Origin of the sequence: uncultured Tenacibaculum sp., from assembly GCF_947495995.1 — a bacterium.
Lineage (GTDB): Bacteria > Bacteroidota > Bacteroidia > Flavobacteriales > Flavobacteriaceae > Polaribacter.
The window spans coordinates 42,873-62,016 of sequence record NZ_CANMAX010000013.1 but is presented as its reverse complement, the minus strand read 5'-3'; the positions used below and the strand labels follow the sequence as shown (position 1 = coordinate 62,016).

Below are 19,144 nucleotides of genomic sequence, written 5' to 3'. Positions count from 1 at the left end.
AATTCTAATTAATTACCTTTTCCACCATTATTTCCATCATCATCACCACCTGTGTAATCATTTCCAGAACCGGTATCAGAACCTGTTCCGTCTTTTGGATCTTTATCTATTGGTAAATCGATACCGTCGATTGTAGTATCATTTATTGTAGCATTAATTGTTGGTGTGTTTGTTACTAGATCCTCTGTGTTATCTGTACAACTTACTGTAAATACAAATACAACAATACATAGCATAAATTTTAAATTTCTCATGTTTCAATTTTTAGTGTTTAATAATAGTTCTCCTCGTCGCTTTTGGCGACATACATAGCTGATCGAAATACTTTTCGATTTTTTAGCATCGGTTAAACCGAGGCATAAGTATCCCACCCCGAAAAATTCAGGTGGTTTTTGTAGAATTGAATTGATCCTAAATATCAATTCATGAAGACTTGGAACTACTAAGGCCTATCGAGTTTAGGCTTCAGAAAATTCTACATGTTTAGTAAATAAGGAAGCGTTTGTGCAATTTTAGTTAGTAACGCTAGCTGATTTTTTAATTTAAATTACGTTCGATATACTGTATACCCAACTAATTTTTAGCTACTGTTACGTTTCAATGAGTAAACGTCCTTTTTCATTTAGAGTTAGCAATATTGATTTTTTCATAACTTTAACAATTTCTTACTTATAAGATACGAAAATTTTAAATTGTTACCAAACTTTTCGCTTGTTTTTTAGGCTTCTTTTTTTTTAATAGCATTAAAAAAGGCATCCTTTGTTAAAGATGCCTTTTGAAATATAGTGTTGATACTAATTTTTAATTTTGTATCACAATTTTTATATCACAAAAAACATCATTACGCAACTCTGCTCCAAAACGAACACCTCTAACTGGTGAATCTTTTCTGCTAATGTGCATTTTATATGTTTTCATTTTTTTCTTTATTGTTATTAAGAGAAATCTCTCGTTTAATTACAGGACAAATATATATCTTTTTTTAATATCTACAAATAAATTTTTAAAATAAATAATTGACAGTCAGTGTTTTAAGTTGTTTTCAGGTAATAGAAATCCTGTCCGGAAATTTTCCGGATTTTTATGAGTTTTTTTGATTAGTTATGCAACTTATTACCTTGTAAAACTTTCAATTACTATGTTCTTTTTAACTATTTGTCATTCATTAATTGTATTAAAAAAGGCGTCTGATTTAAAATCGGACGCCTTTATATATTGTTAAAACTATACATCTAATATTATAAATGTACAGTTGGTTTATATACGTTCCGAAGTTTACAAAGTAGTCTTTCAACACTTTTAAAACTGCATAGGCTACGCGATGCGCATAGCGATGTATGTAAATTTATTTTATTCATCTGGGTCAAATATACAAAATTTAAATGAAATGTTAAAAACTGTTAAAAAAGGGGTTAAAATTAAAAAGTGCGGGCGACCCACACTAAAAGTGTGGGTGACCCGTACCAGTGTAAAAATATGCTGCTATATCTTTGTCAACGTTAAAAGTCCTTGTATATAAGGTAACGGGTATAAAGAACAATTTATACCATAGTCGTTCGGGGGAAATTCTATGGAGGAAAAGCATTAAGCTAAAAAGAGAATTAAAATTGTTTGAAACTAAAAAACGTCCAAGGTTGGACGTTTTTTTAGTTTATGGTATGTTTAAGTATTTGTGAGTTTGCAAAGAAATTTTCCATTTAGGATATTTCATAACGTAATCAATAATTAAAGGAATCATTTTATCACGTTTACTCCATTCTGGTTGTAAGTAGAGTTTACAATTATTATTCACTTTTGCAGCTTGTTCTTCAGCAAATTCAAAGTCATGTTTATTATGAATAATCATTTTAAGCTCATCAGCTTCTTCATAAGCTTTAGATAAAGGAAGCTTTGTTTTCTTAGGAGACAAACAGAACCAGTCCCAAACTCCAGAGAATTTATAAGCACCAGAAGTCTCAATATGAGTTTTTATTCCTTCATTTTGTAATTGCTTGGTAATATAATCTAAACTCCACATTAAAGGTTCACCACCAGTTACTACAACTGTTTCTGCATATTGCTTGGCATTAGAAACAATTTGATCTGTTAATGTAGGAGGATGTAGATTAGCATCCCAGCTTTCTTTGACATCACACCAATGACATCCTACATCACAACCTCCAATTCTAATAAAATATGCTGCTGTTCCTGTATGTGCACCTTCACCCTGAATAGTGTAAAATTCTTCCATTAAAGGAAGCATTTCTCCTTTTTTAATTAATTCTTGCGTCTTTAAATCCATCTGCTTTTACCGCTATTACATCAATCTCAATTTTTGCCCCTACGAGCAAACCGGCTGCAAATGTAGTTCTTGCTGGCTTATTTTTAGGGAAATATTCACGAAAAATTTTATTAAAATCAACAAAATCGTCTGTAGTAGATAAAATTACAGTACATTTTACTACATGCTCTAAATCAGAACCGTGAGCTTCTAATACAGCTTTTATGTTTTCTAAGGTTTGTTTCGCCTCTGGTCCAATTCCTCCTTCAGGCAATTTACCTGTTTCTGGATTTATTCCCACTTGACCAGCTAAATACAGAGTATTACCAACTTCAACAGCATCAGAAAAAGGAGCATTCTTCTTTCGTTCTAATTTTGAACTATGAAAAATCAGATCTGGTTTTTCTGGTGTAATAATCTCTTTTGATGTTGTATTTGTATTGCATGAAGAAATAAGTAAAACAAGAGTTAAACTTAAGATATTCAGTAATTTCATATGAAAATATTTAGTTGAAATACAAATTTACTCAAAACCATATTAAACTTAAACAAAATTATTTGATCCTACTTTTTGAAATGCTGATTTAAATAGTATTTTTATCAAAAATTATCTATCATGAGTCAAACGGAGTCATTCTTCAATTATATAAATGAAGGATACAAATGCAAAGGAGATTTTATTACGTTAGGAGCCGGAATGTTAGGTGAAGAAACTGTAACTAACGCATTAGTAAATATACCTTTAAAAACATTAAACAGACACGGACTAATTGCTGGTGCTACAGGTACTGGTAAAACGAAAACATTACAAGTTTTAGCAGAAAACATGTCTGAAAAAGGTATTCCTGTATTATTAATGGATGTTAAAGGTGATTTAAGTGGATTGGCACAACCTAGTCCAGGACATCCAAAGATAGATGAGCGTCATGAAAAAATAGGAATTCCGTTTGATGCAAAGAAATTTCCTGTTGAAGTTCTAACAATATCAGAACAAGACGGAGTTCGTTTAAGAGCGACTGTATCTGAATTCGGACCAGTACTATTATCTAGAATATTAGATTTAACTGAAACTCAATCTGGAATTGTAGCTATTATATTTAAGTATTGTGATGACAATAGATTACCATTATTAGATTTAAAGGACTTCAAAAAAATGCTTCAGTTTATAACAGCTGAAGGAAAAGAAGAAATTTCAGCAGAATATGGTCGAATTTCTTCATCTAGTACAGGAGCTATTTTAAGAAAGATAGTGGAATTAGAACAACAAGGAGGTGAATTGTTCTTCGGAGAAAAATCTTTCGAAGTTGATGATTTAACAAGAATTGATGAAGATGGTAAAGGTGTAATTTCTGTATTAAGATTAACAGATATTCAAGATAAACCAAAGTTATTTTCAACGTTTATGTTACAATTATTAGCAGAGGTTTATGAAACATTTCCTGAGCAAGGAGATAGTGGAAGACCTGAGTTAATTATTTTCATAGATGAAGCTCATTTAGTTTTTGATGAAGCTTCAAAAGCCTTACTTGGTCAAATAGAAAGTATTGTGAAATTAATACGTTCTAAAGGAATCGGATTGTATTTTGTAACTCAAAATCCTAAAGATGTACCGGAAGATGTATTAGCACAATTAGGTTTAAAAGTACAACATGCTTTAAGAGCCTTTACAGCAAAAGATAGAAAAGCATTAAAATTAGCAGCAGAGAATTATCCAGATTCAGAGTTTTATAATACTAGTGAAGTATTAACTCAGTTAGGAATTGGTGAAGCTTTCGTGACAGTGTTAAATGAAAAAGGTATTCCAACACCATTGGCAAGAACTATGTTAAGAGCACCAATGAGTAGAATGGATGTTTTAACAGATAGAGAATTAAATGAGTTGATCACGAATTCTAATTTGGTTAGAAAATACAACGATACCATAGATAGAGAAAGTGCTTATGAATTACTTACTGAAAAAATAGAAAGTATAAATAAAAAGAAAACTGAAGAAGATAGACGAAAAGAAGAAGAAAAAATAAGTAAAAGAAAGAGTTCCAGAACAAGACGAAGTACGCGTCAAGACCCAATTGTTAAAGTATTAACAAGCGCAACATTTATACGTGCTGTATTTGGAATTTTAAAGAAAGTAATTTAGACTAAAACAAGTAAATAAACGTTATATCAGAAACTAATTTAAATGAGAAAATTATTCAAAATTGTGTTGATTGTTTGTGTAGCCGTGGTAAGTACACAATGTAGTAAAGATAAATATACAATCAGCAAAGGAAAAGTAGGACAGATTACAAAAGAAACTACAATGCAAGATTTAGATAAGATTTTTGCTAAAGATTCTATTGTAAAGATTTTGAGTGAAGGTGCGAAAGGAAACTACTATTTTCAAGATGATGATGAATACCAGATTTTTGAAAAAGGAGGAAAGCATTTGTTAACGATAGTTCCAAGAGAACAATTAGATTCTACATCAACAATAAAAAGTATCGAAATTTTTGATGATCGATTCAAAACTGTAAACGGATTAAATGTACTTTCTACTTTTAGAGATATTAATGCAAACAATGCCATTAGTAAAATAGAAACTTCATTTGCATCTGCTACTATTTTTATAGATGATTTAAATGCTACTATAGCCATAGATAAAGAAGAATTAGGATTAAAAGAATTCAATATGAAGAAAGTAAGTATTGAACAAATACCTGATCTAGCAAAGATTAAATCCTTTATAGTTTGGTTTAACTAACACAATATTAATCCCGATTTATCGGGATTTTTTATTGGCTTTAAATTATCGTTTGATAAACCTATATTTGCACAGCAAACTTAACGAAATGAAATACGCAGAGAATATATTAGAAACTATTGGTAACACACCTTTAGTTAAAATAAATACGCTAGCAGAAGAATTACCTTGCTTGGTTTTAGCTAAATACGAAACGTTTAATCCAGGAAATTCTGTAAAGGATAGAATGGCTTTAAAAATGATTGAAGATGCAGAAGCAGATGGAAGATTAAAACCAGGAGGTACAATTATTGAAGGTACTTCTGGAAATACAGGAATGGGATTGGCTTTAGCTGCAATTGTAAAAGGATACAAGTGTGTATTTGTAATGGCAGATAAGCAAAGTAAAGAAAAGATTGATATCTTAAAAGCAGTAGGAGCAGAGGTTGTAGTTTGTCCAACAAATGTAGAACCAGACGATCCAAGAAGTTATTATTCAGTTTCAAAACGTTTAGCAGAAGAAACAGAGAATGCTTGGTATGTAAATCAATATGATAACCCAAGTAACGCAAAAGGTCATTATGAAAGTACTGGACCAGAAATTTGGGAACAAACTGAAGGAAAAATTACACATTTCGTTGTTGGAGTTGGAACAGGAGGAACAATTTCTGGAGTTGGTAAATATTTAAAAGAGAAAAATCCAAATGTAAAAGTTTGGGGAATTGATACTTACGGATCTGTATTTAAAAAATATCATGAAACAGGTATTTTTGATGAAAATGAAATTTATCCGTATGTAACTGAAGGTATTGGAGAAGATATTTTACCAAAGAATGTAGATTTTAGTATTATTGATGGATTTACTAAAGTTACAGATAAAGATGCTGCTGTTTACACACAGTTATTAGCTAAGAAAGAAGGAATGTTTTTAGGGAATTCTGCAGGAGCAGCTATGAAAGGTTTATTGCAGTTAAAAGAGCATTTTAATGAAGATGATGTAGTTGTAGTATTATTCCATGATCATGGAAGTCGTTATGTTGGTAAAATGTTCAACGACGAGTGGATGAAAAAAATGGGATACTTAGAATAATATTCTATGATTCATTTTTTATGTGGAGGTCCAAGTAATATTCAACAAGTACTTTTAGTATTAGCTATATTTTATGGTCTACCAGTTTTTGTTTTAGTATACTTATTAAATTTACTAATTAAGAAAACCACTTTTTATAGAGAACATATTAATAGTAATCTCAAAAAGACTTTGTTTGTATCAAGCTTAACCATCTTAATGTTTGTTTTGTGCGTGTTTTTCACCTTTCTGATACAAATAGTTTAAAAAATAAAAAACCACCTCTTAGGTGGTTTTTTTTATTAAGTAAAAAGGTTATTTTTTTGTTTAATGTTTTTAGCGCAGTTCTATAAAAATCAAAAGCCATCTCTCTGAGACGGCTTCTGTTAATCAACTAATTCAAATAATTTACACAATGAAAACATTATTGTACAATAATAAGTTTTCAATTACTGTGCCAAAATTATGAATTATAACTGTACCTTTTTGATTTTATTTTATAGTTTACAATTTTTTAACTTTAAAAAGCTCTCTTGTTAAGGAATTCATAATAAAATATTAGTTTGCATGCTTGTGTGCTTTGTAAGAAGATCTTACTAAAGCTCCACTTTCCACATACATGAATCCCATTTCCTTACCTAAATCTTCATATTTCTTAAATTGATCTGGTGTAATAAATTCTTTAACAGGTAAATGTTTTTTGGTAGGTTGTAAGTACTGACCGATAGTAATAACATCTAAGCCAACATTTCTTAAATCTGTCATAGTTTGTATTACTTCTTCTTCAGTTTCTCCTAAACCAAGCATAATACCCGATTTAGTTCTCATACCATTTTCTTTTAAGTATTTTAAAACTCCTAAACTTCTATCATATTTCGCTTGAATACGTACTTCTCTGGTAAGTCTTCTAACAGTTTCCATGTTATGAGAAACAACTTCAGGATGTACTTCAATTATACGATCTATCAACTTTTCGTTTCCTTGAAAATCTGGAATTAAAGTTTCTAATGTTGTATTAGGATTTGCTCTTCGTATAGCTTGTACTGTTTCTGCCCAAATAATTGAACCTCCATCTTTCAAATCATCACGATCAACAGAAGTAATTACTGCATGTTTAATATTCATGATTTTAATTGAACGAGCTACCTTTTCAGGCTCATCCCATTCAACAGTCTCAGGTCTTCCTGTTTTAACACCACAGAAACCACAAGATCTGGTACAAACATTACCTAAAATCATAAATGTAGCTGTTCCTTCTCCCCAACATTCACCCATATTAGGACAACTACCACTAGTACATATGGTATTAAGTTTATATTTATCAACTAAGCCACGAAGTTCTGTGTATTTCTTACCTACAGGTAATTTAACACGTAACCATTTAGGTTTTTTTACTCGCTCTACTGGAGGAGTAGTTATTGTTGTAGCTAAATTATCAGACATTCTATAATAAATTTGAATTACAAATTTACGAAAGAAATGTTTGTTTATTGCATAATGTTTAACTCAGTTGCTTTATCTATGGCAAGCTGAAGTGCTGTATCGTTAGCTTTTACTAGAGAAACAATGCGACCAATTTTTTCAAGATCGTCTCTGTTTGTACTCCAAAATGTAATACCGCTAACTTCTACTTTAGTTTCTAAGTTGTCAATTAAATCACTTCCGCCTACTTTAAAAGCACCATAAATAATACCAAGCCAAGATGGTCCTCCACCATGGTATCCGCTTTCTTGTAGAACTTTAGCTAAAGAATCTTTTTCGTAAACATCATGATAATCGTACCTATATCTTTCACCTTGTAATTGTAATACACCAGTAAAGTATAAGTCTTTAGTTTCTAATGCACTTTTAAAATCATCTTGTGAAAAAGAGATGTGTGATGAAAGTAAAAAAAGAATTAAAGAGAGTACTGTTTTAGTAATAACATTTTTCATATGAATCTGAATATTGGGATTTTAATTGCCTTGATGGAAATAATCAAAAAGCATGCTAATTTAATTTTTTTTCCGATTTTTTTTAAATTTTTTTCTTTTTTTTAAAGAAAATTCAATTTAAAGGGTTGATATATAGTTTTTTAAAAACCATATACTGAAGGCTATTAAAAAGAAAAAACCAAGAAAACTCATGATTTTCAGTAAAAGTTTAGGTCGATGTTTTTCTGGAGTGAACTTGCTTGTTATCAGTTTGTAATTTAAAAAAGCAAAGATTGGAGCAGTTAAAAAAGAGAAAATTGTTGCAATTTTTACAAGAGTAAGCATAGTACTTGTAAAGAAAGTTAAAATAACACAAGTGCCAGACAACAAGAATAAAATCCAAAACCAATAGTTTAGTTTTTTAAACCCTAATAATAAAGCACTTTTTTCCATTGCCCTAGGAGATGCATCAAAAGTTGTTAAAGTTGTACTAAACATAGTTGTAAATGCGGCTATTCCAATAATAACTTTTGCATAGCTACCTAAGTTTTCGGTGTAAAGGTTTATTAATTGGATGGCAAACTTACCCCCACTAGAAGAAAAGCTTTCTCCAGTGTTAAACATTACTAAAGCTCCTAAGAGTAGAAAACAAATTCCTAAAAATAAGGTTCCAAGAAAACCAACATTAAAATCTAAAATAGATCTTTTTACAGAAATTGGTTCCGATGAGTTTTTATTTTTTTCTACAGACCAAAGCGAATGCCATATAGAAACATCCAATGGAGCAGGCATCCAACCTAAAAAAGCAATTAAAAAGCTAATTTCAATAGCATTTTTAGGTAAAGTTTGTGCAAAAGAAAATGAGGTTTCATTTTTAAAAAAGGCAATACTAACAGCCAATAATGTACTTACAGTCAGAAAAATGATAATGAATTTTATTAATCGATCTAAGAAGTTATATTTTCCTAAAATTAATATGACTAAAGAAATGATCAATAAAATGTATGACCAGTAAGTTAAATTACCAGTAATACCAAAAAGTTGACTAGCCAAACCAGCTGTAACTATTGTTACCGCTGCCTGTATGGTAAACATGGTAATAAAATTAACAATTACATAGAGTAGGAGATATGTGTTACCAAGTTTCTTATAACCATCCAATAAACTTTCTCCTGTTGCAGAAGCATATTGCGGACCAAACCTAAAAAAAGGATATTTAAAAATATGAACTAAAATTATAGCCCAAAGTAAACCAAATCCGTAATCTGCTCCAGCTCTAGTCGCTTGTACTAAATGAGAAACACCAATTGCGGCTCCAGCAAAAAGAAGTCCTGGCCCTAATGCGTTAAGTATATTTTTTTTCATAATCACCCTTTTTTAATAATCTCGGCTAATAACTTTTTAGCACGAAGTAATTTCACTTTTACGTTATTTATGGGTTCATTTATTTGAGAAGAAATTTCTTTGTAAGAAAGTTCTTGAAAAAAACGTAAATGTATTACTTCTTGGTACTTAGGTTTTAATTTTTTTATATCTCTAAGTAATTTTGCTAAATTTTGTTCCTTGATTATTTTATCTTCAGGTGAAGGAGTATCATCAGCGATGTGATAAATTTTATCTTTTTCTTCGGATGAAGAATTAAATTGAATTGATGCTTTTCGTTTTCGAATTAAATCTTGATGTAGATTTTTTGATATCGCAATTAACCAAGTATTAAATTCGTACTCTTCTTTGTATAAGTGAATTTTATTAAAAGCCTTGGCAAAAGTCTGTATCGTTATATCTTCAGCATCATTTTCATTTTGAGTACTTTTTAGCTGATAACCATAAACACTAGACCAATAGGTATCTAAAAGGTAATTAAAAGCGACTTGATTACCTTTCTTAGCTTGTTCAATATGTTTAAGGATTTCTTTTTTTATGAGTTTTCTTTTTATTGGTGTTGAGGTTCAGAACATGTATCAAATTGATCTGGAGTCTTACCACAAAAACCACAAGCTTCACCAGATTTATTCAACATTGGATTTTGACTTGCACAAGTACCTGCAAATTCTCCATCTTTTTTAGCCCAAATTTTAATTGCTATACCAGCAAAAGCAAAAGCTAATAATCCAATAGTTAAAAAAATTAATTTCATAAAAATGTATTTAGAATGCAAAGATACGCAAAGAAATTTTTAAAAGCTCAGTGACTTTTTGAAAATTAAGGTGTCTTAAGTAATGTAAGGTAAAAATTTAATCCCTCATTTATGAAAGAATTAACTACTGTATTAAAAGCTTTAATTGGGTTCATTACTAACGAGTATGATAGAGAATTGAAACCTAATTATATGAGAGTAGAGAAAGAAGATCGTAGAAATAGATTTTATAATTAATTTCTACAGGAATTATCCCTAATTTTATTTTTTAAACCTAATGCAACTTGTTTTTAATCAGTTGTCTTAGGTTTTTTTTGTACATTAAAAAAGAAAAGTTTTAAACCTTTTAGAGTTTTTTAGGTCTAAACTTTAAAGTGAAAAATATGAGATCAGTATTATCCCCGATTTTAGCATTTTTAATGCTATTCTTTTCATGTAGTAAAGATTCTATAACTATAGAAACACCAGACGATTCTTCTGAACAACCAACAAAACCAAATATCCTGCTAATTATTGCAGATGATATGGGATTAGATGCCACACCAGGATATAATGTTGGTACTATTAAACCTACAATGCCCAATTTGCAAAACATGATTTCTAATGGATTACGTTTTGAAAATTTATGGTCATACCCAACATGTACTCCAACAAGGTCGAGTATTTTAACAGGAAAACATGGTTTTAGAACTGGAGTTTTAAAAGTTGATGACGAACTTTCTACATCAGAAACTTCATTACAGCAATATTTAAAAAGCAGAGCTACAAATTATAGTAGTGCTGTAGTTGGAAAATGGCACTTGTCAAGAGATGCTTCTCATCCAAATGATTTAGGAGTTGATTATTATGCTGGACTTTTAAATGGAGCAGTTACTTCTTATTGGGATTGGACTTTAACAGAGAATGGTGTTCAAAGTAATTCTACTGAATATACAACTACCAAGTTTACAGATTTAGCTATTGATTGGATTAAAGATCAAGATTCTCCTTGGTTTTTGTGGTTAGCTTATAACGCACCTCATACACCATTTCATTTACCACCTGCAGAATTACACTCTCAAGGAAGTTTACCTTCAGATCAAGCAAGTGTAGATGCAAATCCAATGCCTTATTACATGGCGATGTTGGAAGCTATGGATACTGAAATAGGAAGATTGTTAAACTCTATGTCTGATGAAGAAAAAGATAATACGGTTATTATTTTCATTGGAGATAATGGAACTCCAAATCAAGTTGCACAAGATTACAGAAGTCGAAGAGTTAAAGGAACTGTTTATCAAGGTGGAGTTAACGTACCGATGATTATTTCAGGAAAAAATGTAAACAGATTTAATGAAACAGAATCTGCATTAGTAAATACTACAGACCTTTTTGCTACAATAGCCAATATAGCAGAGGTAAACGTAAGTAATATAAATGATAGCTATAATTTTTGGAGTTTGGTATCTACAAGTAGTAAGATAAGAGATTATGCTTATACAGAAGTAGGAAAAGATACTGGACCTGAAGATATCACAATTAGAAATGAGGAATATAAATACATACTTTTTTCTGATGGAAGTGAAGGATTTTACAACGTCGCTAATGACTTTTTTGAAACAACAAACCTTTTAGATCAATTACCATTGAATGCAAATGAAGAAGCTGTGTTAAATGAATTAAAAGATGCAATTACTAACTTAAAACACTAACAGAATGAAAACTTTAAATAGAATAATTTTATATACATTTTTAATCGTTTTTGGAGCTTGCTCTTCAGATGATGATTCAGATACAACTACAACGCCAACTACTCCTGTAGATTCATACGATATCACAAGTATTTTATCGAAATTCGATAATATCCCTGGGGTTTCTTATGCTATAAATGGAGATGTCGTTCAAATTACTACAGATGATTTACCAAATCATGGAAGTCCGTATTGGGAAACTACACATCCAATGTACGAAGCGTATAATGGAGACAATCCCAATTGGAGAAAAAATCCGAATTTAATAGAAAGTCAGAATATTGTATTTACTATTCCTTTAAAACCCCAAGAGGCAACAAACAAAGAAGCTACGCCTTTAGGTCCGATAGGGGTTACTGTAAATGGGATAGTTTTTTATAATCAATATGCAGGACCAAATAATCAGCCTTTAACTAATGAGATAGATTCTTTTGATCAATATTTAGGTCATCCAGATGCTAGAGGAAATTATCATTACCACATAGAACCAACATTTTTAACTGACACTTTCGGAAAATCAGGTTTCTTAGGATTATTAGCAGATGGTTTTCCTGTTTACGGACCAGAAGAAAATGGCGGACCAGTAACGAATTCAGATTTAGATGAATATCATGGTCATGTTGGAGTAACACCAGATTTTCCAAACGGAATTTATCATTATCATGTTACTACAGAAGCTCCATACATTAATGGAAATGGATATTTTGGTTCACCAGGAAATATTTCTCAATAAATGAATAAAGTTATAGTCTTCGTTTTTTTGTGCTGTTTATCGTGTAAAAAGCAGCCAGAGGTTGAACAAGAAAAAGTTTTTGATCCAATTACTTTTAAGCTAATTAATGGTGAGCTTTTTTTACAAGACGATTTGTATTCAGGAGTTTTAATAAAAGAAGATTCTTTGAATAAAGTGAAAACAATAACGAAATATAACTTAGGAAGAAAAGAAGGTATAGAGATTAAGTGTTATCAAGATACACTTAAAATAGAAGAACGTTTTTATACAGAAGGAATGAAAAGTGGTATTCATAGAGGTTGGTGGCGTAACGGAAATTTACGATTTGAATACCATTTTAATTCCAAAGGAGCTTACAACGGATCAGTAAATGAATGGTACAAAAATGGTCAACAAATGAAGGCTTTTAATTTTGAGAACGGAAAGGAATCTGGTACACAAAGATTATGGCAAGATGATGGGAAGATTAGAGCCAATTTTGTGGCTAAAAATGGAGATCGTTTTGGCTTAATCGGATTAAAAAAATGTTATTCAGTAAATACAGTAAATGAAGATTATCGATAGAAATACAGTATTTTTTTTCTTAACAATACTAGTTGTTTTAACTAGTTGTAAGAAAACACAACAAGTAGATAGAAATGTTACATTACCGTTTTTTAATTCTCCAATTTTCACTCCAGAATGGATTGCTGAAGATTCAAAGGAGTATACTAAAATCCATAAAATAGCAGATTTCAATTTAGTAAATCAAGAAGGAATAAAAATCACGAATAAAAATTATGAAGGTAAAATTTATGTAGCGGATTTTTTCTTTGCGAGTTGTCCCGGAATTTGTCCTGTTCTTGAGAAAAACATGAGCAAAGTTCAGGATCAATTTAAAGAAGATAACGACGTGCTTTTATTATCGCATACTGTAATGCCAGTGAAAGACTCTGTTCCTGTTTTAAAGAAATATGCAGTAGAAAATGAAATTAATTCAAAAAAATGGAATTTAGTTACAGGTAACAAAGAGCATATTTACGAATTAGCTCGTACTTCTTATTTTGCTGATGAAGATTTTGTAAAAACTCAAGATAAAGATGCTTTTATTCATACCGAAAACTTTATTCTCGTTGATAAAAAAGGAAGAATTAGAGGTGTTTATAACGGAACAATTGAGTTGGAAGTAAAAAGGTTAATTCGACATATAAAGTTGTTGAAAAAAGAAGCTTAACAACTACTAATATTTTATTGATTTACTAAAGAACTTAACACTAAAATGCAACGCCGCTAAACTATAACTGTCATTACTATAAGTCAAAATTGTGATTTATGATGATAAGATATTATAGTTTGTTACTGTTTCTTATGTGTAATCTTTCTTTTGCTCAAGGAGAAAAAAAAATAGTGAACTTTGGATTTGAAGGCTACAACTTACAAGGAGTCTTAAACATTCCAAAAGATCAAACTCCAAAAGGTGTTGTAATTATTGTACATGGTTCTGGAAAAACAAATGCAGTACAACAAGAATGGCATCTTGATGTAAGAAATGCTATTTTAAATGCTGGATATGCGACTTACATGTGGGATAAAATGGGCTGTGGTAAAAGTGAAGGCGTATTTAATTATAATCAAACAGTACAGAATAGTGCCGATGAGGTAATTGCAGCTATAGCATCACTAAAGAAACAGAAAATTAAAGGTTCCGATAGGATAGGTTTGTGGGGAATTAGTAGAGCAGGATGGATAAATCCTATTGTAATTAATAAGTACAAGAATATTAGTTTTTGGATATCTGTAAGTGGAGTAGGGCCTAAAGAAAGTTTTGTGTACTTATTCAAAGAGAATTTAAAAATTGAAGGTGTGCCTAAGGACTCTATAGATATTGTACTGAATGAATTAAAAGAGAGTTACAGAATTACACATTCTAGCGGAAGTTTTAAAGACTATATGAATGCCACTAAAAATCTTAGAAAGAATAAGTTTTTAAAGAGATTTAATGGAGGAAGAGTTGTTACTGAAAAGGGATATCTAGCGTATCAGAAAGAGTTTATAAAAATGCCTTTTGATTATAAAACAAATCTTCAAATTTACGTTCAAGATTTTGAGTCAGAATTATCAAAAATTAAATGTCCTGTTTTGGCATTGTTTGGAGAAAAAGATACACAGGTTGATTGGAAAAAAACAAAAGCTTTATATCAGAAAACTTTAGGAGAAACTACAGATTTTACTACGAAATCATTTCCCAATTGTAATCACAATTTATTTGAATGCAGAACAGGAGGATTTTATGAGTTCCAGGATGATAATTTACCTTGGGTAAGAAATAAAGATTTTCTTTCAGCGATAACAAATTGGTTAAATGAAATTGAAGAGAAAATCTAATTAAATTACATTCACTTCAATTTCTAAATCAATACCAAAGTTTTCTTTAATTGTAGTTTGTATTTCTTGTGCAAGACTGTAAATGTCTTTACCAGAGGCATTTCCGTAATTTACTAAAACTAAGGCCTGTTTTTCATGAACACCGTAATCTCCAAAACGTTTTCCTTTAAATCCGCTTTGTTCAATTAACCAACCAGCTGGGACTTTAATTTCTTCATCAGAAACTGAATAACTAGGAATATTCGGGAATTTCTCTTTTAAATTCTCGAAAAGACTTTTAGAAATCACTGGGTTTTTAAAAAAACTACCGCTATTTCCAATTTCTTTAGGATCTGGTAGTTTCGATTGCCTAATGGCTATTACAGCATCAGAAACCGTTTTAATTGTAGGATTTGTAATGTTTTTAGAAGCAAGTTCAGTTTCAATAGCACCATAAGAAGTGTTAAGTACATGATCTTTTTTTGTAAGTTTAAAACTTACAGAAGTAATAATATACTTTCCTTTAACTTCATTCTTAAAAATAGAATTACGATAACCAAATTTACATTCAGCATTCGAAAATTGAACTAGTTTTCCTGTTTCAATGGAAACTGCTTCTACTTTTGTAATTACATCTTTAACTTCAACACCATATGCACCAATATTTTGGATAGGACATGTACCAACATTTCCAGGAATTAAAGATAAATTTTCAATTCCACCATAGTTTTGATCTATACACCACAAAACAAAATCATGCCAGTTTTCTCCTGCATTTACTGTAAGATAAACCGAGTTATCATCTTCTCTGTCAATACAAATTCCTTCGGTATTTATATGCACAACTAAATCATTAATATCTTTAGTTAATAGCATATTACTTCCTCCAGATATTAAAAAGAGAGATTTTTCCTTTATTATAAGTTGTTGCAGTTCATGAACAGAACGGATAGAAATAAAACGTTTGGCATTAACATCAATGCCAAACGTATTATAATTCTTTAGTGATATATTTTGTTGAATTTCCAAATGAAATTATTTATTGTAAGCTTCTAAAGCTGCTTTTAAAATAGCGACACAACGTTTTAAATCTTCTTTATTTAAAACATAGGCAATACGAACCTGATTTTTTCCTTCTCCTTTGGTAGAATAAAAACCTCCAGCAGGAGCAATCATTACAGTTTCGTTGTTATGATTAAAGCTTTCTAAAATCCATTGAGCAAAATCTTCTGAGTTTTCAACTGGTAACTCGGCAATACAGTAAAAAGCACCTTTTGGTTTGGCAACTTTTATACCTTCGATTTTTTCTAGCTCAGAAATTAATGTATTTCTACGTTCTACATACTCTTCAATAACATCATCAAAATAGCTTTGAGGCGTATCTAAAGCTGCTTCACTAGCTATTAAAGCATAGGTAGGCGGACTTAATCTTGCTTGTGCAAATTTAATCGCAGTTTGAACAAATTCTTGATTTCTAGAAACAATACATCCAATTCTTGCACCACACATACTGTAACGCTTCGAAACAGAATCGATAACGATAGCATTTTTGTCTAAACCATCTTCTTTTAAAATTGAATGATGTTCAGCACCATCGTATGCAAATTCTCTGTAAACTTCATCAGCAATTAAAAATAAATCGTGTTTAAGTACAATTTCTTTTAATTTTTGAATTTCTTCTTTGCTGTATAAATATCCTGTTGGATTTCCAGGATTACAGATTAGAATTGCTTTAGTTTTAGGAGTAATTAACTTTTCAAAATCTTCAATCTTTGGTAAAGCAAAATTATCATCGATAGAAGAAATTACAGGAACTACTTTTACTCCAGAAGCAATAGAAAAACCATTGTAATTAGCATAAAAAGGCTCAGGAATAATAATCTCATCTCCCGGATCAGTAATGCTACCAATAGTAAATAGTAAAGCTTCAGATCCACCTGTAGTTGCAATAATATCATTTGCAGTTACAGAAATACCATTTTTTCCGTAGTATTCAGAAAGTTTGTTTCTATATGTTTCAGAACCTTCAGATCTGGCATAAGATAATACCTCAATATTATTATTTTTTACAGCATCTAATGCTACCTGAGGAGTTTTAATATCTGGCTGACCGATATTTAAATGAAAAACTTTTACTCCTCTTTTTTTAGCATCTTCCGCAAAAGGTACCAATTTACGAATTGGTGATTGCGGCATTGAATTTCCTTTATCAGAAATTGATGGCATAATCAGAAATTTTATAGTTGTTTATGGGAAGCAAAGTTGCAAAAAATATATTTAAAATTAAATATTGTTTCACCTTAAAAAACATACAATTCATCGAAATAAAATGGTTAAAAGTATCTTAAAATAGCAAGAGTTAACGAATTTGATTGTATATTGAAAAGTTGAACATAAAATTTACAGCTTGAAGAAGGTATTACTCTTATCTCTACTTTTTTTTTCACTACATAATGTTTTTACACAAGGAAGATTCCAGTTTTTTGGAAAAAATGATGTAAAACAGAAAGTTAAGTTTGAACGAATTAACAATTTAATTGTAATTCCATTAGAAATTAATGGGAAAGAATTATCATTCATTTTAGATACAGGTGTGAATAAAACAATTCTATTCAATTTAACTGAGAATGATAGTTTAGGATTGAATAATGTAGAAAAAATTAAATTACAAGGTTTAGGAGATAACGAACCTGTAGATGCATTACTATCAAAAAACAATCGATTTAAAATCAAGAATATTGTCAATTCTAATGAAGATTTATATGTAATTCTGAAAGACAATTTTAATATGTCTTCTAAAATGGGAACTACAATTCATGGAATTATTGGTTTTGATTTGTTAAGAGATGTAATATTGAAAGTAGATTATTCGAATCGAATGCTTACTTTTTATAATCCGAAAAAATATAAACTTAGAAAGTGTGGAAGTTGCGAAGTTTTTCCTCTAGAGTTTTATAGAAGTAAACCGTACATAAATACCTACACACAATTAGATACGGTTTCTGATAAAAAGATAAAAACAAAATTATTAGTTGACTCTGGGGGAAGTGATGCTATTTGGCTCTTCGAAGGAACACATAATGATATAAAAACACCTAAAAAGTTCTTTAAAGATATTTTAGGAGAAGGACTAAATGGAAGTATTTATGGGAATAGAAGTAGAGTTCCTGCTTTTCAGTTAGGGAAATTTACGATACCAGAACCTACAGTTTCCTTTTTAGACACAACATCAACAGTAATTGCAAGACAATTTACCAAAAGAAATGGTAGTATTGGAGGTAATATTTTAAAACGATTTAAAGTGTGGTTCGATTATCCTAACCGAAGAATGATGCTTAAAAAGAATGGATCTTTAAAAAAAGGATTTTACTATAATATGAGTGGAATTGTTGTTGTTTATTCGGGTAAAGATTTGATTAAAGAAGAGGTTCAAAAGACGAGTGTAGATTCTTACGGAATTGAAAATAAATCTTCAAGTTCCGATGTGTTTTCTTTTGTTACCACTTATAAGTATCAGTTTAAATCAGCATACAAGATTCTTGAAATCATAGAAGATTCACCTGCATACAAAGTTGGAATGGAAAAAGGAGATCTTATAAAGAGAATTAACGGAAAACCAGCACATGAGTATTCATTAGATGATATCAACGGTATTTTTAGCTATAAACCCGGTAGAAGAGTAATCATAGATGTAGAAAGAGATGGTTTACCGCTTAAGTTTAAATTCAAACTAGAAAAAAGGATATAAAAAAAGAGTTCCAATTTGGAACTCTTTTCATTTTTATATTTTAAGAAATATTACATTGAAGACTTTTCAGTTTTAGCATCTTTAGTAATGTATCCTTTAATTTTCAACATTTTTCTCTCTTGCTTTGCATTAGAGTAAATAGTAATCGCTTTAGAGAATCCTCCTGGTCTTTTAGTATCGTAAGAAACTTCAATTTTACCTTTTTCTCCTGGCATAATTGGTTTCTCTGGTTTACTAGGAACAGTACATCCACAAGTAGACTTAATATCTTTTATGATTAATGGAGCATCACCTACGTTAGTAAATTCAAATACTCTCTTACCTTCAGAACCTAAAGCTATTTTTCCGTAGTTAATTACTTCTGTTTCAAACTTGAATTCTTGAGCGTTTACAGATAAAGTAATGAAACAAACTGCGATAATTGATAAAATTGTTCTCATAATGTTAAAATAATTGTTTAGGGATTTTCCTATGTTTACAAATTTAATATAA

General features: G+C 30.4%; 21 protein-coding genes. 10 read left to right on the top strand and 11 right to left on the bottom strand.

Annotated features, from left to right (window positions below; genetic code table 11):
• Positions 1 to 8: 8 nt before the first annotated feature.
• The 3 genes from Q1A15_RS20085 to Q1A15_RS20075 form a co-directional block, all read right to left on the bottom strand.
• A complete protein-coding gene (locus tag Q1A15_RS20085) occupies positions 9 to 254 on the bottom strand; it encodes a hypothetical protein (RefSeq protein ID WP_299628097.1) in 246 nt (81 codons plus the stop codon).
• Between the two features lie 1,397 nt (positions 255 to 1,651).
• Positions 1,652 to 2,281, bottom strand: a complete 630-nt coding sequence (locus Q1A15_RS20080; RefSeq protein ID WP_299628095.1) for a 7-carboxy-7-deazaguanine synthase QueE — start codon at positions 2,279 to 2,281, stop codon at positions 1,652 to 1,654.
• Positions 2,253 to 2,756 (bottom strand): Rid family detoxifying hydrolase, encoded by a 504-nt coding sequence (locus Q1A15_RS20075; protein ID WP_299628093.1) that lies wholly within the window; start codon positions 2,754 to 2,756, stop codon positions 2,253 to 2,255. The genes Q1A15_RS20080 and Q1A15_RS20075 overlap by 29 nt, the downstream gene beginning before the upstream one ends.
• Before the next feature lie 120 nt (positions 2,757 to 2,876).
• Between Q1A15_RS20075 and Q1A15_RS20070 the strand changes: the two genes are divergently transcribed.
• From Q1A15_RS20070 to Q1A15_RS20060, 3 genes are all read left to right on the top strand, one after another.
• On the top strand, positions 2,877 to 4,397 hold the full coding sequence (locus Q1A15_RS20070) for a helicase HerA-like domain-containing protein (protein WP_299628091.1): 1,521 nt from the start codon (positions 2,877 to 2,879) through the stop codon (positions 4,395 to 4,397).
• A 42-nt stretch (positions 4,398 to 4,439) separates the two neighbouring features.
• Positions 4,440 to 5,000: a hypothetical protein gene (locus tag Q1A15_RS20065; protein ID WP_299628089.1), complete on the top strand. Its 561-nt coding sequence runs from the start codon at positions 4,440 to 4,442 to the stop codon at positions 4,998 to 5,000.
• Between the two features lie 88 nt (positions 5,001 to 5,088).
• Entirely contained in the window at positions 5,089 to 6,069 is a 981-nt protein-coding gene (locus Q1A15_RS20060; RefSeq protein WP_299628087.1) for a pyridoxal-phosphate dependent enzyme, read from the top strand.
• A 537-nt stretch (positions 6,070 to 6,606) separates the two neighbouring features.
• Here the strand turns inward: Q1A15_RS20060 and lipA are convergent.
• The 5 genes from lipA to Q1A15_RS20035 form a co-directional block, all read right to left on the bottom strand.
• Entirely contained in the window at positions 6,607 to 7,491 is an 885-nt protein-coding gene (gene lipA, locus Q1A15_RS20055) for a lipoyl synthase (protein WP_299628085.1), read from the bottom strand.
• 44 nt (positions 7,492 to 7,535) lie between these two features.
• Positions 7,536 to 7,982 carry a hypothetical protein gene (locus Q1A15_RS20050; protein ID WP_299628083.1) on the bottom strand — a complete coding sequence of 149 codons (447 nt, stop codon included), beginning with the start codon at positions 7,980 to 7,982 and terminating at the stop codon, positions 7,536 to 7,538.
• A 117-nt stretch (positions 7,983 to 8,099) separates the two neighbouring features.
• A complete protein-coding gene (locus tag Q1A15_RS20045) occupies positions 8,100 to 9,326 on the bottom strand; it encodes a divalent metal cation transporter (RefSeq protein ID WP_299628082.1) in 1,227 nt (408 codons plus the stop codon).
• 2 nt (positions 9,327 to 9,328) lie between these two features.
• Positions 9,329 to 9,883 carry a sigma-70 family RNA polymerase sigma factor gene (locus Q1A15_RS20040; protein ID WP_299628123.1) on the bottom strand — a complete coding sequence of 185 codons (555 nt, stop codon included), beginning with the start codon at positions 9,881 to 9,883 and terminating at the stop codon, positions 9,329 to 9,331.
• An 11-nt stretch (positions 9,884 to 9,894) separates the two neighbouring features.
• A complete protein-coding gene (locus tag Q1A15_RS20035; RefSeq protein ID WP_299628080.1) occupies positions 9,895 to 10,098 on the bottom strand; it encodes a membrane or secreted protein in 204 nt (67 codons plus the stop codon).
• A gap of 111 nt (positions 10,099 to 10,209) precedes the next feature.
• Here Q1A15_RS20035 and Q1A15_RS20030 point away from each other — a divergent pair, with 111 nt between their 5' ends.
• The 6 genes from Q1A15_RS20030 to Q1A15_RS20005 all read left to right on the top strand — a co-directional run bounded on the left by Q1A15_RS20030 (position 10,210) and on the right by Q1A15_RS20005 (position 14,925).
• Complete coding sequence (locus Q1A15_RS20030) at positions 10,210 to 10,335, top strand: hypothetical protein (RefSeq protein WP_299628078.1); 126 nt, start codon at positions 10,210 to 10,212, stop codon at positions 10,333 to 10,335.
• A gap of 146 nt (positions 10,336 to 10,481) precedes the next feature.
• A complete protein-coding gene (locus Q1A15_RS20025; RefSeq protein WP_299628077.1) occupies positions 10,482 to 11,789 on the top strand; it encodes a sulfatase-like hydrolase/transferase in 1,308 nt (435 codons plus the stop codon).
• A gap of 4 nt (positions 11,790 to 11,793) precedes the next feature.
• Positions 11,794 to 12,561: a YHYH protein gene (locus tag Q1A15_RS20020; RefSeq protein WP_299628075.1), complete on the top strand. Its 768-nt coding sequence runs from the start codon at positions 11,794 to 11,796 to the stop codon at positions 12,559 to 12,561.
• Positions 12,562 to 13,125, top strand: coding sequence for a hypothetical protein (locus tag Q1A15_RS20015; RefSeq protein WP_299628073.1), 564 nt, complete (start codon positions 12,562 to 12,564; stop codon positions 13,123 to 13,125).
• Positions 13,109 to 13,774, top strand: coding sequence for an SCO family protein (locus tag Q1A15_RS20010; protein ID WP_299628071.1), 666 nt, complete (start codon positions 13,109 to 13,111; stop codon positions 13,772 to 13,774). The genes Q1A15_RS20015 and Q1A15_RS20010 overlap by 17 nt, the downstream gene beginning before the upstream one ends.
• Positions 13,775 to 13,872: 98 nt before the next feature.
• Entirely contained in the window at positions 13,873 to 14,925 is a 1,053-nt protein-coding gene (locus Q1A15_RS20005; RefSeq protein WP_299628069.1) for an alpha/beta hydrolase, read from the top strand.
• On the opposite strand, the gene murB is transcribed toward Q1A15_RS20005, so the two are convergent.
• Both murB and Q1A15_RS19995 read right to left on the bottom strand, forming a co-directional pair.
• Positions 14,926 to 15,933, bottom strand: a complete 1,008-nt coding sequence (murB, locus tag Q1A15_RS20000; protein ID WP_299628067.1) for a UDP-N-acetylmuramate dehydrogenase — start codon at positions 15,931 to 15,933, stop codon at positions 14,926 to 14,928.
• 6 nt (positions 15,934 to 15,939) lie between these two features.
• Positions 15,940 to 17,130: a pyridoxal phosphate-dependent aminotransferase gene (locus Q1A15_RS19995; RefSeq protein WP_299628065.1), complete on the bottom strand. Its 1,191-nt coding sequence runs from the start codon at positions 17,128 to 17,130 to the stop codon at positions 15,940 to 15,942.
• Positions 17,131 to 17,311: 181 nt separating this feature from the next.
• Between Q1A15_RS19995 and Q1A15_RS19990 the strand changes: the two genes are divergently transcribed.
• Positions 17,312 to 18,652: an aspartyl protease family protein gene (locus tag Q1A15_RS19990; RefSeq protein ID WP_299628063.1), complete on the top strand. Its 1,341-nt coding sequence runs from the start codon at positions 17,312 to 17,314 to the stop codon at positions 18,650 to 18,652.
• A gap of 50 nt (positions 18,653 to 18,702) precedes the next feature.
• Here Q1A15_RS19990 and Q1A15_RS19985 read toward each other — a convergent pair whose 3' ends face one another.
• Entirely contained in the window at positions 18,703 to 19,092 is a 390-nt protein-coding gene (locus tag Q1A15_RS19985) for a DUF1573 domain-containing protein (protein ID WP_299628061.1), read from the bottom strand.
• Positions 19,093 to 19,144: the final 52 nt, after the last annotated feature.